Origin of the sequence: Flectobacillus major DSM 103 (genome assembly GCF_000427405.1) — a bacterium.
Lineage (GTDB): Bacteria > Bacteroidota > Bacteroidia > Cytophagales > Spirosomataceae > Flectobacillus > Flectobacillus major.
In genome coordinates, this window is sequence record NZ_KE386491.1 from 1,551,810 (window position 1) to 1,565,718 (window position 13,909).

Genomic DNA, 13,909 nt, shown 5'->3' on the forward strand with positions numbered 1-13,909 from the left:
TATTAGGAAATTCCTGAATTTATTTGAAAAATTGCAAATCCAAATTGTACAAGTAAGTACAAGTAGCTCGAATATTGCATCTCAATTGCATAAAATCACAGACATTCGTTGTATTTCCATTGACCATTTCAAACAAATTATGAAAAAAACAATCTTATCATTGCTCTTATGCTGCTTGGTAGCCACTGTTATGGCTCAATCTCCAAGTATTCAGCGTGTCAACCCGTCTAACTGGTGGGTAGGTATGAAAAATCCCTCTTTACAGTTGCTTGTGTATGGCAAAAATATCAAAGGGGCAGATGTAAAAATTGATTACGCTGGTGTAAGCCTCGAAAAAGTACATACAGTAGAGAATCCTAATTATCTTTTTTTAGACCTAAAAATCGCCCCTACTACTCAGGCAGGTAAATTTAATATTGAACTTACCAAAACAATTCAAATACAAAAAGGTAAGAAAAAGGTAGTAGACCAAATCGTAAAACTGTCGCAACCATTTGAATTGAAAATTCGTGACAAAAAACCTCAGGAAATCAATGCTAAAGACTTTATCTATTTGATTTTACCCGACCGCTTTGCCAATGGCGACCCTAGCAACGACAAATTTGCTGATATGGCCGACCCCGAATCAGACCGAAAAAATCCCTTTTTACGCCATGGTGGCGACCTCAAAGGTATTACCAATCACCTCGATTATTTCAAAGAATTGGGCGCAACAGCTTTGTGGCTCAATCCTGTAATTGAAAACAATCAACCTCAAACCAACGAAGGTGGGGCTATGCGTTCGGCCTATCATGGTTATGGTTTTACCGACCAATACAATGTTGATAGACGTTTGGGAGGCAATGCCGCCTATTTGGAGCTAGTAACCGAAGCTCATAAAAAAGGCTTGAAAATAATTCAGGATGCGGTTTATAACCATGTGGGTATCAATCACTGGATTTTGAAAGATATGCCTTCAAAAGATTGGCTCAATCAATGGGATACTTATACCAATACATCGTATCGTGACGAACCTGTTGTCGATATTACTCATGGCAATCAGGCCGACTTCAAGGTTCAACAAAACGGTTGGTTTGTGCCATTTTTACCCGACCTCAACCATAAAAATGAATTTGTTGCCAACTATTTGATTCAACATGCCTTGTGGACGGTCGAGTATTTTGGTATTGATGGATGGCGAGTAGATACTTATCAGTACAACGATTTGGCGTTTATGAATCGTTGTAACTCGGCTTTGTTAGACGAATATCCCAATATGTTTATCACAGGTGAAAACTCGGTTCAAAGCATCGTAAGTCAGGCGTATTTTACACGCAACAACCTCAATGTTCCATTTAAAAGTAATCTACCATCACCCAACGACTTTGTGTTGTATTATGCTATTAATGACGCACTGAATCAAAATTTTGATTGGGGAAGAGGCTTTAATCGAATTTATTCGGTATTGGCCTCGGATGCTCTTTACGAAAATCCTGATTTGAATATGACTTTTGTGGATAATCATGACCAAGACCGCTATTTTTCGGTTATTGGTGAAGATATGAACAAATACAAACTAGGCTTGGGCTTTTTGCTCACTACACGAGGTACTCCTCATTTATATTATGGCACAGAGATTTTGATGAAAAACTTTAAGAATCCGTCCGATGCAGAAGTACGTCAAGATTTTCCTGGTGGCTGGCCTGATGATAAAGAAAATAAGTTTTTAGCAACACAAAGAACACCAAAAGAGAATGAAGCTTTTAACTTTGTGAAAAATTTGGCTCATTATCGTCAAGGTTCATCGGCTTTACAAACAGGAAAATTAACCCAGTTTTTACCACAAGATGGTATCTATGTGTATTTTCGTCATGATACCAATCAGTCGATTATGGTGATTATGAGTCAAAATAAAGATGAGAAAACCTTGAATACAGCTCGTTTTGAAGAAAGACTCAAGGGCTTCTCAACAGGAAAAGATATCATATCGGGTACTACTGTATCGAATTTAAAAGAGGTAAAAGTGAGCCCTATGTCGATTCAGGTAATTGAATTGGGGCATTAAGAAGAAAAAAGGAGGCTATCCAAGGCAGATAAAATTTTTGTTGAAAGCTTCTGGATAGCAACACTCCACAATCGCAATAGTATCCATTAACCAAATACAATAAATATGACAACTGTAAAAGCCTGCCTTTTTGACCTCGACGGTGTGATTGTAGATACGGCAGTGTATCATTTTCAAGCATGGAGAAGGCTTGCCAATGAATTAGGTTTTGATTTTACCGAACACCAAAATGAGCAACTCAAAGGAGTTAGTAGAATGGAGTCGCTCGATTTGATATTACAATGGGGGGGCGTTACCCTAACTGATGCCGAAAAATTGGACTGGGCCAATAAAAAGAACCAATGGTACTTAGACTTGGTGATGCAGATGACTCCCAACGAAGTATTGCCAGGAGTAACTGCTTTTTTAATTTTATTGCGTGAAAATGGTATCAAAATAGCATTGGGTTCGGCTAGCAAAAATTCAAAATTGATACTCGAAAGAATCCAAATGTTATCGTATTTCGATGCCATTATAGACGGTAATAATATCAACAAAAGTAAGCCCGACCCACAGGTTTTTTTGCTAGGGGCAGAAGCCACAGGATGTCAACCTGCTGAATGTGTGGTTTTTGAAGATGCCGTAGCAGGTATTCAAGCCGCCAAAGCAGGAGGAATGAGGGCTATTGGAGTAGGCTCGGCCGAGGTACTCACCCAAGCAGATTTTGTGATTAGTACTTTTGAAGAAATGACTTTAGGTAGATTAAACTTCTAAGACAAAACCAATCCGAAAGGGTTGGTTTTTTTTGAAAAAAACAGCTTAGCACAGCAAATATAATTTTTATTATTTCTACTAATTTAGCAGGCTAATAAAATAATTGAACCAATGAATTGCACATTTCCAAGAACTTACGTGAAAAAGATAGGCGTTAGTATTGAAAGAATGGAAATAGTTGAATACATTGCCATTAACCATCCAAATATAAAACAATGAAAGACTATTTGAAACATGACGAATGGTGTATAATTGAAGAGGGATTTCACCGTGAATATAACGAAATTACCGAATCGGTTTGCTCATTAGGAAATGGACGCATGGGCCAGCGTGGCAACTTTGAAGAAACCTTTACAGGCAAAACACTTCAGGGGAATTATGTAGCAGGCGTTTATTATCCAGACAAAACCCGTGTGGGTTGGTGGAAGAATGGTTATCCTGAATATTTTGCAAAAGTATTGAATGCTGCCAATTGGATTGGTATCAAAGTTGAAATCGACCATGAGGAACTCGATTTGAATCATTGCGAAGTATCGGATTTCCGTCGTGTGCTTAACATGAAAGACGGCTATTTAGAGCGTTCTTTTGTGGCAACACTAGCAAGTGGAAAACAAGTAAAAGTACATGCCAAACGAATTAACTCGATTGTTGATGATGAATCGGGGGCTATTCGGTATGCGGTAACTCCTATAAATTTTGACGGAAAATTAACCCTAACTCCATTCATTGATGGCGATATCAAAAACAAAGATGCCAACTATGACGAGAAGTTTTGGGACGAAATCCACCGTGAAACTGCTTTTGCCGAAGGCTATATCGAGCTTCGTACCAAAAAAACAGGTTTTCATGTGGTAACAGGACAAAAGTTTGAGATTTTCCAAGACGAAAAAGCGATTGATTTTCAGAGCTTTCCTCTCAAAGCCGAAAAGTATGTGGCTAGCCAGGTGAGTTTAGATGTTATTGCGGGTCAAGAAACCGTTTTGGTGAAATATGCGTGTAATTTATCTTCCGAAAATTATGCTGTTGAAGATTTATTAACAGAAGCAAAAGCCTATCTGAAACGTATTGCAGCCAAAGGTTTTGAGAAAATGGTAGCCGAACAAGCCGATAAGTGGGAATCGAAGTGGAAAACCAACGATATTGTGATTGAGGGTGATGTAGCTGCTCAACAAGGTATTCGTTTCAATATTTTTCAATTGAACCAAACTTATACTGGCGAAGATGCTCGTTTGAATATTGGACCAAAAGGTTTTACTGGTGAAAAATACGGTGGCTCAACTTACTGGGATACCGAAGCATATTGTATTCCTTTTTACCTAGCTACTGCCGACCAGCAGGTAGCTCGCAATTTATTGGTATATCGCTGGAAACAGTTGGGGCGTGCTATCGAAAATGCAGGTAAATTAGGCTTCAAAGATGGTGCTGCTTTGTACCCAATGGTAACCATGAATGGCGAAGAGTGTCATAACGAATGGGAAATTACTTTCGAGGAAATCCACCGCAATGGGGCTATTGCTTATGCTATTTATGATTATATCAATTATACCAACGACGAAGCGTATTTGGCTGAATATGGCTTAGAGGTATTAATGGGTATTGCTCGTTTTTGGGCTCAGCGTGTCAATTGGTCTTCGCACAAGCAACAATATGTAATGCTAGGGGTAACAGGGCCAAATGAATACGAAAATAACGTTAATAATAACTGGTATACCAACTATATTGCTACGTGGTGTTTGAAATATGCCAAAGAATCTGCCGAAAAAGTGAAGGCTATGGATGCTGCTCGCTATGCCGAGTTAGTTCAAATCTTGAACTTGAACGAGGAGGAAGAGTTTGGTAAATTCCAACATATTATCGACAATATCTATTTGCCAGAAGACAAGCAACTAGGGGTATTCTTACAGCAGGATGGTTTCTTGGACAAAGAACTTACTTTGGTAAAAGATTTACCTGCTAGCGACCGCCCAATCAATCAAAAATGGTCGTGGGATAGAATCCTTCGTTCTTGCTTTATCAAACAAGCCGATGTTCTTCAAGGTATCTATTTCTTTGAAGATGATTTCGATATTGATATTTTACGCCGCAATTATGACTTCTATGAGCCAATGACAGTTCATGAGTCGTCGTTGAGTCCTTGTGTTCACTCGATTTTAGCAGCCAAATTGGGCGACAAAGCTCGTAGTTATGAGTTTTACCAACGTTCGGCTCGCTTAGACTTGGATGATTACAACAACGATACCGAAGATGGTTGTCATATTACCTCAATGGCAGGAACTTGGATGTCGGTTGTAAAAGGTTTTGGAGGAATGCGTGTAAAAGAAGGACAGGTGTATTTAAGCCCGTTTGTTCCTGAAAACTGGAAATCGTTCGCTTTCAAAATTAGATTTAGAAGTAATTTGTTGAATATAATTACAACATCTGAGCAAGTTACCATTGAAAACTTGGAAGGTACTGATATTCAGATTTTTGTACATGGTGAAGCCTTCGATGTAAAAGCTGCCAGCTCGGTAGTAGTAGCTCTAGGCGAAACGCAATTGGTATAATATTGAGGAATTCTTGAATATCCTTTTTCTATTAGCTGTCGAGATACCTACGGCAGCTAATGGAAAAAAGAAATAGTAGAATTGTCTAGTATGTTTTATTCGTATCATTTTGGGTCAAAAAAATAGTGTCAGGAAGTGCTACATACCATTATCCTTAATAAACTTCAACAATTCTCGTTCGTTGTTGATGCTCAATTTGAGGTAAATATTGCGTTTGTGCGTATTGACGGTATGATTACTCAAAAAAAGGTCATTGGCAATATCGGCTGATGATTTTCCATGTTTAATAAGTTGAATAATTTTCATTTCTCGATTCGTCAACTTAAACATTTTCATAAAAGAATCTTCTTCGACACCCTCTACTTTGATGCTTTTTTGGACAATCCACGTTTCTCCACGATAAATTCGCTTGATAGCCTCGATAAGTTCGGCCGACTCCACGGTTTTATGAAAATACCCCTTTGCCCCAAACTGCCTAAACTTATCAATTTGTTGTTCATCGGCATAAGAGCTCAGTACTAAAACATTGACTAAAATAGTATTTTCGCTTAGCAACTTCATAATTTCAAGTCCACTGAAATGAGGCATATTGAAGTCTAAAATGACTAAGTGAGGTATGTACTGCTGAATAGCTGACAGAATATCTTTGCTGTGGTGAATTTGAGCTACTATTTCAATAGAATGGTCAGCAGATAAAATCATTTTTAGCCCATCGCTAAATAGTTTATGGTCATCAGCAATCATTACTTTAATGGGCTTATAGAATTCATCGTTTATCATAAATTGAATTTCATAATGTTCTAAAAAGTAGGGGCAATACCGCAAAGTAAATTTATAGAAATAAAAATACTGCGTTTTATTTATTTAATGGTATATCTACAATGATAATTGTTCCATTTCCATCATCATCAATCACCAAAGTTCCATTCAGAAAACGCACCCTCGATTCGATATTATTCATACCTATACCTTTCTGATTAGTTAGGCTTTTATTAATGCCAACGCCATCGTCTTCTACTACAATTGTCAATAAAGTATCGGTAAATGAAAACTGTACAATGGCATTGTGGGCTTGCGAATGCTTTTCGATATTGTTGAGCAACTCACAGACAATTCGGTAGGCAATAAGCTCATTGTCGTACTGTAGCCTTTTTTCGTTGCCATTTACCATAAACTGATACTTGATTTTGTGTTTACTCGACTCGTTGTGTCTCAAAATCAAGATTTCGGTAGCCTTAATTAAAGACGTTTGCTGGAAGTTGATAGAGGCCAAATTATGGGAAATATTACGCATATCTTCCGACACTTGATTGAGCATCTGTTCTATATCGGGAAGGTTGTATTGATGCGAAACAATATTCTTGATAGCTGCCAGAGAGTTTCCTATATCATCGTGTAAGTCTTGGGCAATTCGTTGTCGTTCAGACTCTTGTGTATTGATTATTGTTCGGTATCTTCGTCGTTGTTCTAATAGCTTGCTCCGAAAATAATATTTTGAGAGTAGATAAATGAAAAGGATTAGTACTAACAATACGCTTATTTTGAATAAATACGTTTGCCAAAAAGGAGGTGTTATCGTAATAGCCAATACCTTGGGCGGGGCATCGATACCTGCATAGTTGGTTGCATAAATTTTTAATTGATAATTGCCTGGTGGAAGTTGTGTATATCGAATACTATGTTGTGTTCCTAACTGTATTCGTTTTCTATCAAAACCTTCAAGCTGAACACTATACGAAATATCTCCTTCACTAAAATAGTCAATTGCTACAAAATCAAAAGCTAAAGTATTTTCACTGTATTTCAAATCTAGTTGGGTTAATTCGCCAATAAAGGGTATAGATTGAGCGGGCTTGTTATTAATAGAAAGTTGTGTGATATAGGTATTAACGATGGTTGATACCGTTTGTTTAGGAAACAGAGGCTTAAAATAACTAAGGCCAGTTGTACTGCCAAAAAATAGCGTTCCATCTTGTGTTTTTAGGTAAGCATTGCTATTATATTCTTTAAGCAAATCTTGTTTTATTTTTGAAAAAACTTCTCGTTTTGGGTCAAACCGTACAATGCCTCGATTGGTACTGAGCCACAGATAACCATTTTCTTCCAAGATTCCATATACTACATTGCTTGATAAGCCTTGTTCTGTTCCCAAAGTAGTGATGATTTTTTTCTGCCCAATATCATATTTGAGAAGCCCCTGATTGGTACAAATCCAAAGAGAATTGCTGTTTGGCATACGATAAAAACTAAAGACATAACTTCCTTTTACAAGGTTGCTAACAACACTTGGTTTAGATAGCTTCATATCATAAATCACGATACCTTTTTCTTTCCAAGCGGTGTATAATAGCTGTTCTTTTTCATCCAAATACAAAGCCCCTGTTTGTGGTTGATTGTCGTCTGAAAAGGGCTTGAACGATTGGCCTTTAAAAACAAAAAGCCCAGATAAGGTGCTTAATATAAATGCGTTGTCTTTTAGTGGTAAAATCCCATTAATATAGTTGGCATCTTGGTATTTCTGTTTGTCTAAAGGATTAGAATATGATTGGAAGCGGTCGGTGATAGCGTTAAACATACAAAAGCCATACGCTGTAGCTACCCAGATAGCCCCCTTTTTGTCAACGATGATTTGACGAATACTGTTGTCGGGGAGGCCGTTGGCAATGGTATATTTTTTAAACTGACCTGTAGCACGATTATATCTCCGAACCCCATCGCTGATTGTTCCTATCCACAAATACCCTTGGTTATCTTCGGCAAGCCCTCTGATAGCGTTTTGGTTGAGGTCGAGCATATCATTGGGGTTATCAATAAACGAGTGTACTTTGTAGGTTTGGGGCAAAATCACGTCGTTGCTAATAGGGTCTGAATTGACCCAAATAATTTGCTGATTATCTATCATGGCAAAAGCCGTTTCATTATTGGCTAGTGAGTTGGGGTCGTTAGGGATATGAGTATAGCTTTTTTCAAAACGATTATTTGTTTGATTAAAAATCAAAAGCCCAAAATTACCCGCAATGGCAAGCTGTTGGTGGTTGGCACTTTCTTTGATATTATAAATACTATAAGGTGTTTTTTGTGGAGGGAAATTGAATTTTGTGAGCCGCAAGGGAGACAATTGCATTTTGTACAAGGATGTATTTGTACCCAGCCAGATATTCCCTGTACTGTCGAGCTCAAAAGCCGTAATAGTTTGATGACTAATGAGGTTGTTATACAAAATAGACTTGTATTTGGGAGCGTATTGATAAAAAAGGAGTTGTCCATTAGAGAGCAACCAAATACCTTTTCTACGGGTATCATGGGCAATAAAGCTTAAAGAAAAGTGTTCTTGATTTTTGACATGAGGAAAAATATGTCTGAAGTATTTTTTCTGAAAATTATAGGCCATAATGCCTTGTAGGTCGTTGATATACCATACTTCATGGTCGTTGGCATAAAAGGCATTGGTAATACTCGATGTTGTAGCATAATAGCGTTCAAAACTATTTTTTTGGCGTACATATCGGTTGAGGCATTGACTTGTACCAATCCATAAATCCCCCTGAGAGTCTTCTACGATACCCCTAATAGCCCCCGAACCAATGGTTGTAGTATCGTTATTGGAATGTGTATAGCTAACAATCTGTGTACCATCGTAGCGATTAATACCTTCTTCTGAGCTCATCCATACAAACCCTCGACTGTCTTTGAGCATATAATAGGCCGAGCCTTGGGTAAGGCCATCTTTGATGGTCAAATGCCGGATGTCTATCTGCCCTAAAAGTTGGAAGGAATATATGAGGAATATACTTATACCAATAAAAACTCGCATCATGGCAGATAAAAGGTTTTATACTTTTATTTTGTAATGTTGTGGTGAATAATTACCGATAAGTTACTCAAAACAGCGAGCTATTTCAAGAATAAGGCTTTATTTTGAGTTTTGCTCAGTAATTAGCCTTAATATTATTCATCTTTAGTCATTTTTTTTCGACTCAGGTGGTTTATTTATACAGGATTGAACCATAAAATAAGAAATGAGTAAAGGCCCTATTTTCTTTTATCAACGCTTTTATTTTGATATAATGCTACCAGACGACATTACCCTACAAACCATCTTGTTACTTTCATGTTTTGCTTTTTGTGCAGGCTTTATCGACGCTATTGTTGGTGGTGGGGGCTTGATTCAACTACCTGCTTTGCTAATTTTTTTGCCACAATTTACAATTCCTACAATTATAGGAACACATAAACTGGCTTCGGTGTCGGGAACACTCGTGGCGGCATCGCAGTATATGCAAAAAGTAAAAATAGATTGGAAGGTGATATTGCCTGCTATATTGGTTACGGGTGTTTTTGCTTTGCTGGGTGCTAGGTTGGTTACTTCATTAGACAAGAATACCCTAAAGCCTATTATTTTGGTATTGTTGGTATTAGTATTTATTTATACCCTTATAAAAAAAGACATGGGTACCCACCATCAACCCAAATATGTCGGTAATATATTTCTGCTTGGCGTTCTTGCCACAGGAGCTGTCTTAGGATTTTATGATGGTTTTTTTGGGCCTGGTATGGGTAGTTTTTTGATTTTTGCTTTTGTGTCTATTTTTAGTTTAGATTTTTTGCATGCTTCTGCCTATGCCAAAATCCTTAATTGTGCGTCTAATGTGCCAGCTATTATCTTTTTTATGTCGTCGGGCGATGTGCTTTTTCAGGTAGCTATTCCTTTGGGAATTGCCAATATTTTAGGTTCAATTATTGGTACTCGTTTGGCTTTATTCAAAGGAAGTGCTTTTGTAAGGGTATTTTTTTTGATAGTTGTAATAGGTGTAATTATTCGTTTTGGTTATGATATTATAAAACTATAAATACGATCTATTATAGGCAATTTGTTGTTGCTTATAATAGATTGTCCTCAAAACCACATAGCTGAATTAGTTACGCATGGCAGTTAGGCCAGCAATAGGGCCAATGGCCAGCGGTAGGTATACCCAAGGGCTATGCCATTCTTTTAGGAGATATTGCGTAAAAAGGATACTCAAAATAGTTATACCAAAGCCAATACTATTGACAATAGTAAGTGCCGATGCCCGAGTTTCGGGAAGTGTATTTTGTGAAATTAATGTTGAGAACTGTGGCGAGTCGGCAACAACACTGATGCCCCAAATAAGCATAAATATCAGAAAAATACTACTTGGCAAAGCAAAAGCCCAAGGCGATACTACACAACAAATACCCGAAATCAAGAGACTGTAAAAAGCCAAGTGTTGACTTTTTATCCATTTTGATAATTCTGCTGTAACAATACAGCCCACTACGCCAGCCGCTATAATCATAAATGACCAAAACGGAATATTTAGCTTGCTATGATGGGTATCTTGAAATGTCTGTAATATTACTGGGACAAAAGCCCAAAATGTATATAACTCAAACATGTGCCCAAAATAGCCCCAAGCGTATTTTCGGAAATAGAGATTGGCAAAAGCACTTTGAATAGCCCTAGGTCTAAATCCACCAGATTTTTTACGATATGGGCCATCATTGATAAACATTCCTACAATAATGGCCCCAACACTTGCTAATACCGATGAGGCAATAATGCTATTTTGCCATGCCAAATGAAAAGATAAGGCCGTGAGTAAATGCCCAAACGACGTACCCAATACCAATGCTCCAACCAAATAGCCCAATGCTCGGCCTAAGCCCTGATTGTACCAGTCGCTCATGATTTTCATGCCAACAGGATACACACCAGCCAAAAAAAATCCTACCCCAAACCGAATTAATAATAAGGCTTCGTAAGAATGAGCCAGCAATAAAGTAAGCAAGTTTAATAAAGCCGCAATAAGGCCCGAAATCATAAATACTTTTACTGGCGAAAAACGGTCGCTTATCGTAAATAACGCATACAATAAAGTACCTATAACAAAGCCCAACTGAACAGCCGAGGTCATATTGCCAAGAAAATTATCGACAACAGGGAGTTCTTGCTGAAGGTCTTTTAAAATAGCATTTACCGCAAACCAAAGCGATGTACCAGCAAACTGGGCAAACACTACAATGGGCATAACTCTGCCCGATTTTTTTAAAGTCATTTAATCAATAGCTAGTTGTGAGGGTTTATGTTTTACTCCGATTCGAGCAAAGCATAAGCCCTCACAGGAAATGTACCCATCCCTTTTACTTTTGGAGGAGTGGCACAAAATTTAAAGGGAACTCCCTTAGGAATACCTCCTAGGTTACAAAGATGTTCTACAATTAAGATTTCATTTTTGAGCAAAATACTATGTACAGGCCGTGATTTGCCCGAAATATCATCAATATTATGTGAGTCGATACCTACTAATTTTATGCCTTGTGTTACCAGATACTCGGCTGCATCGGCTGTCAAAAAGGGATTACCGCTATAGTAGTTATCGGTTTTCCAGTGGGTGTCCCAGCCTGTATATACCAACAAAGCCTTACCCTCAAGAGCTAACCCTTTAAAATACGAGGCATCAATACTGAGTTGCTGTTCAAAAGGAATATGTACTAGTACAGCCTCTATCATAGCGGTTTGTTCTACCAATATTTCCGACAAATCTTTACCCTCTTCATATCTATGAAAAGGTGTATCCAGATACGTTCCTGTATTAGAAACCATCTCTATTTTGCCCATTTGAAAAGACGTACCTTCTTCGTACCATTGTTGAGACTCTTCACGAGTCCAGAAATCGCAAATAACAGGGGCGGGGAGTCCTTTATAAGTAACTACACCTTCTTCGATAACATGACTTAAATCAATGAATTTCATAAGCTATGAGGTTAATTGCTAAGTGAAATATATACACATTTTATTTGATAGAAGACTTTGCTTTTCGGGCTTTGATAATTGAATAAATAGCAATAAAAACCCAAACGACATTGACCATTGCCGAAGGGTAGGCTTTATGGGCAAGGGTATTTACCACAAAGAAAATACCTCCCAATAAATTGCTCCAGATATAAAGTGGGCTATCAGCTTTTAATTTTCCTTGCATATTAAAGGCATACGCTCCTACAATCAATACAGAGCCAATCCAGCCCAATATTTCTATCAAAATTTCCATATAGTTAAGTAATTGTACAAAATAAAAAATACCAAATTGTAATTGTTTGAATATTAGCTACAACAAATTATACTTCCCGAATCTTATAATAAGTTATACCAAAGTTGAGAATTTGGTTGTAAGGAATAAATAACTTGTCACAATGGATATTGTATTCATGGTGATGGTTCTTTTTTAGCATATTCGACAAAGCATCATTTTCTTTATTAATTACTTTGCGTTTTACTTTACCTAGTTCGATCAGTTCGCAATGTCCGTCTTTATTGAGCTGATAGTCAAGTAAAATGCCCGAATAAATAAAAAAATCATTATCAATTTTTACACAGACATTCATATACGACAAAATTTCGTCTGAATGTCGCCACGCATATTGTTTTCCCGAAAATACATAATGGAATGAATTATCATATTTCAAGGCCCGAAAGCGTTCGTCTAGTCCAAATCGCAATACAATTCTTTGCAAACCCTTTCCCAACACAAAGCTAAGGGTAAGCAAGACCATATTATAAAGAAAAATATGCCATAGCTTGCCCTGAATTTGGCCTAAAACAGAAGGACTTGGAGCACTCAATAAGCTAGCAATAAGCTTGAAATCAACCATTAAAGTTGGGTGAAAGTGATTGACGAGCAGAATAGCGATACACTGCATGGTCATGCCTACCCCCAAAGTGGTAGCAATTTCTGAAAAACTACTAGCTCTTAAATGATAATTGGAAAGGTGAAGGGGAAAATAGGCTCGTCGAAATAGCCCGCCAGGAAGAATAAAGAATAAAATAATGAGGGCTACTCCGTAGGTAATTCCAGACATACAATAGGAATAAATTAACTGGCCATATACATTTCAGAAACACGTTCTATCTTGAAAGAACCTTTTTTGCCAGTAATAGTAGTGGTACTTTCTCCGTGTTTTTCTTTGTCGATTGCCACTAACAGTTGTTCGGTCATGTTGGCATCCGAAAGAATCATTTTCGATTTTTTGCCATAAACAGGAAAATCAGATTCTGTCGAGCCTAAAAGGAAAACCAAAATATTTTTAAGAATAGCCATATCGTATTTATAATTTGATAATCTTAAAACCGAATGAATGATATACTCGTTAAGCAAATTTACATACTGAGTACCGAATAAACTACTTTTTCGGAAAAATATTGTCATCGACTCATCCAGCTCTAAGAATCATGTTTTTGTTAGATTACCATCAGTTTAAAACTATTATTGTTTAATTTTACTATGTATGTGCCTACAATAAAAGTGACGAATATAGCAATACTCCTGTTTTTTGAATAGCTAATAGTATAAATGCCTTTTGAGTGATACAATCACTTTATTGTTGCCAAATTGCTTTTGTATCAAACATACCAAAAGCTCAAAATCAGCTACTATATTTTGCTAGATTCGATATAGTTATAACGTTGATTTTGATAAAAAAGTTTTGTAAGTGGAAGATTATCAGGTGTTTGGTAAAGAAAAAAGAACAATTGTACTTATGAGGTTGGGGT

General features: G+C 37.2%; 11 protein-coding genes. 4 read left to right on the plus strand and 7 right to left on the minus strand.

Annotated elements, in window-relative coordinates; genetic code table 11:
* Positions 1-139: 139 nt before the first annotated feature.
* The 3 genes from FLEMA_RS0108265 (at position 140) to FLEMA_RS0108275 (ending at position 5,340) form a co-directional block, all read left to right on the plus strand.
* A complete protein-coding gene (locus FLEMA_RS0108265) occupies positions 140-2,044 on the plus strand; it encodes a glycoside hydrolase family 13 protein (RefSeq protein ID WP_026995059.1) in 1,905 nt (634 codons plus the stop codon).
* Positions 2,045-2,149: 105 nt separating this feature from the next.
* Positions 2,150-2,797: a beta-phosphoglucomutase gene (gene pgmB / locus FLEMA_RS0108270; protein ID WP_026995060.1), complete on the plus strand. Its 648-nt coding sequence runs from the start codon at positions 2,150-2,152 to the stop codon at positions 2,795-2,797.
* A gap of 215 nt (positions 2,798-3,012) precedes the next feature.
* Positions 3,013-5,340: a glycoside hydrolase family 65 protein gene (locus tag FLEMA_RS0108275; RefSeq protein ID WP_026995061.1), complete on the plus strand. Its 2,328-nt coding sequence runs from the start codon at positions 3,013-3,015 to the stop codon at positions 5,338-5,340.
* A 138-nt stretch (positions 5,341-5,478) separates the two neighbouring features.
* On the opposite strand, the gene FLEMA_RS0108280 is transcribed toward FLEMA_RS0108275, so the two are convergent.
* Both FLEMA_RS0108280 and FLEMA_RS0108285 read right to left on the minus strand, forming a co-directional pair.
* Positions 5,479-6,120, minus strand: coding sequence for a response regulator (locus tag FLEMA_RS0108280; protein WP_026995062.1), 642 nt, complete (start codon positions 6,118-6,120; stop codon positions 5,479-5,481).
* A gap of 76 nt (positions 6,121-6,196) precedes the next feature.
* Positions 6,197-9,157 carry a ligand-binding sensor domain-containing protein gene (locus FLEMA_RS0108285; protein ID WP_081681280.1) on the minus strand — a complete coding sequence of 987 codons (2,961 nt, stop codon included), beginning with the start codon at positions 9,155-9,157 and terminating at the stop codon, positions 6,197-6,199.
* A gap of 202 nt (positions 9,158-9,359) precedes the next feature.
* Between FLEMA_RS0108285 and FLEMA_RS0108290 the strand changes: the two genes are divergently transcribed.
* Positions 9,360-10,190 carry a sulfite exporter TauE/SafE family protein gene (locus FLEMA_RS0108290; RefSeq protein ID WP_218918521.1) on the plus strand — a complete coding sequence of 277 codons (831 nt, stop codon included), beginning with the start codon at positions 9,360-9,362 and terminating at the stop codon, positions 10,188-10,190.
* Positions 10,191-10,256: 66 nt separating this feature from the next.
* Here the strand turns inward: FLEMA_RS0108290 and FLEMA_RS0108295 are convergent, their stop codons facing one another.
* The 5 genes from FLEMA_RS0108295 to FLEMA_RS0108315 all read right to left on the minus strand — a co-directional run bounded on the left by FLEMA_RS0108295 (position 10,257) and on the right by FLEMA_RS0108315 (position 13,457).
* Entirely contained in the window at positions 10,257-11,417 is a 1,161-nt protein-coding gene (locus FLEMA_RS0108295) for an MFS transporter (protein ID WP_026995065.1), read from the minus strand.
* Positions 11,418-11,449: 32 nt separating this feature from the next.
* On the minus strand, positions 11,450-12,115 hold the full coding sequence (locus tag FLEMA_RS0108300; protein WP_026995066.1) for a cyclase family protein: 666 nt from the start codon (positions 12,113-12,115) through the stop codon (positions 11,450-11,452).
* 40 nt (positions 12,116-12,155) lie between these two features.
* Positions 12,156-12,410 carry a CBU_0592 family membrane protein gene (locus tag FLEMA_RS0108305; protein ID WP_026995067.1) on the minus strand — a complete coding sequence of 85 codons (255 nt, stop codon included), beginning with the start codon at positions 12,408-12,410 and terminating at the stop codon, positions 12,156-12,158.
* A 67-nt stretch (positions 12,411-12,477) separates the two neighbouring features.
* On the minus strand, positions 12,478-13,218 hold the full coding sequence (locus tag FLEMA_RS0108310) for a hypothetical protein (RefSeq protein ID WP_026995068.1): 741 nt from the start codon (positions 13,216-13,218) through the stop codon (positions 12,478-12,480).
* Between the two features lie 14 nt (positions 13,219-13,232).
* A complete protein-coding gene (locus FLEMA_RS0108315) occupies positions 13,233-13,457 on the minus strand; it encodes a hypothetical protein (protein ID WP_218918522.1) in 225 nt (74 codons plus the stop codon).
* Between the last annotated feature and the right edge of the window lie 452 nt (positions 13,458-13,909).

Excerpts from the sequence above, each read along its gene's own strand:
- FLEMA_RS0108295 (WP_026995065.1), bottom strand. The coding sequence starts at position 11,417 with ATGACTTTAAAAAAATCGGGCAGAGTTATGCCCATTGTAGTGTTTGCC.
- FLEMA_RS0108280 (WP_026995062.1), bottom strand. The coding sequence starts at position 6,120 with ATGATAAACGATGAATTCTATAAGCCCATTAAAGTAATGATTGCTGAT.
- FLEMA_RS0108265 (WP_026995059.1), top strand. The coding sequence starts at position 140 with ATGAAAAAAACAATCTTATCATTGCTCTTATGCTGCTTGGTAGCCACT.
- FLEMA_RS0108315 (WP_218918522.1), bottom strand. The coding sequence starts at position 13,457 with ATGGCTATTCTTAAAAATATTTTGGTTTTCCTTTTAGGCTCGACAGAA.
- FLEMA_RS0108310 (WP_026995068.1), bottom strand. The coding sequence starts at position 13,218 with ATGTCTGGAATTACCTACGGAGTAGCCCTCATTATTTTATTCTTTATT.
- FLEMA_RS0108275 (WP_026995061.1), top strand. The coding sequence starts at position 3,013 with ATGAAAGACTATTTGAAACATGACGAATGGTGTATAATTGAAGAGGGA.
- FLEMA_RS0108305 (WP_026995067.1), bottom strand. The coding sequence starts at position 12,410 with ATGGAAATTTTGATAGAAATATTGGGCTGGATTGGCTCTGTATTGATT.
- FLEMA_RS0108285 (WP_081681280.1), bottom strand. The coding sequence starts at position 9,157 with ATGATGCGAGTTTTTATTGGTATAAGTATATTCCTCATATATTCCTTC.
- FLEMA_RS0108290 (WP_218918521.1), top strand. The coding sequence starts at position 9,360 with ATGAGTAAAGGCCCTATTTTCTTTTATCAACGCTTTTATTTTGATATA.
- pgmB (WP_026995060.1), top strand. The coding sequence starts at position 2,150 with ATGACAACTGTAAAAGCCTGCCTTTTTGACCTCGACGGTGTGATTGTA.
- FLEMA_RS0108300 (WP_026995066.1), bottom strand. The coding sequence starts at position 12,115 with ATGAAATTCATTGATTTAAGTCATGTTATCGAAGAAGGTGTAGTTACT.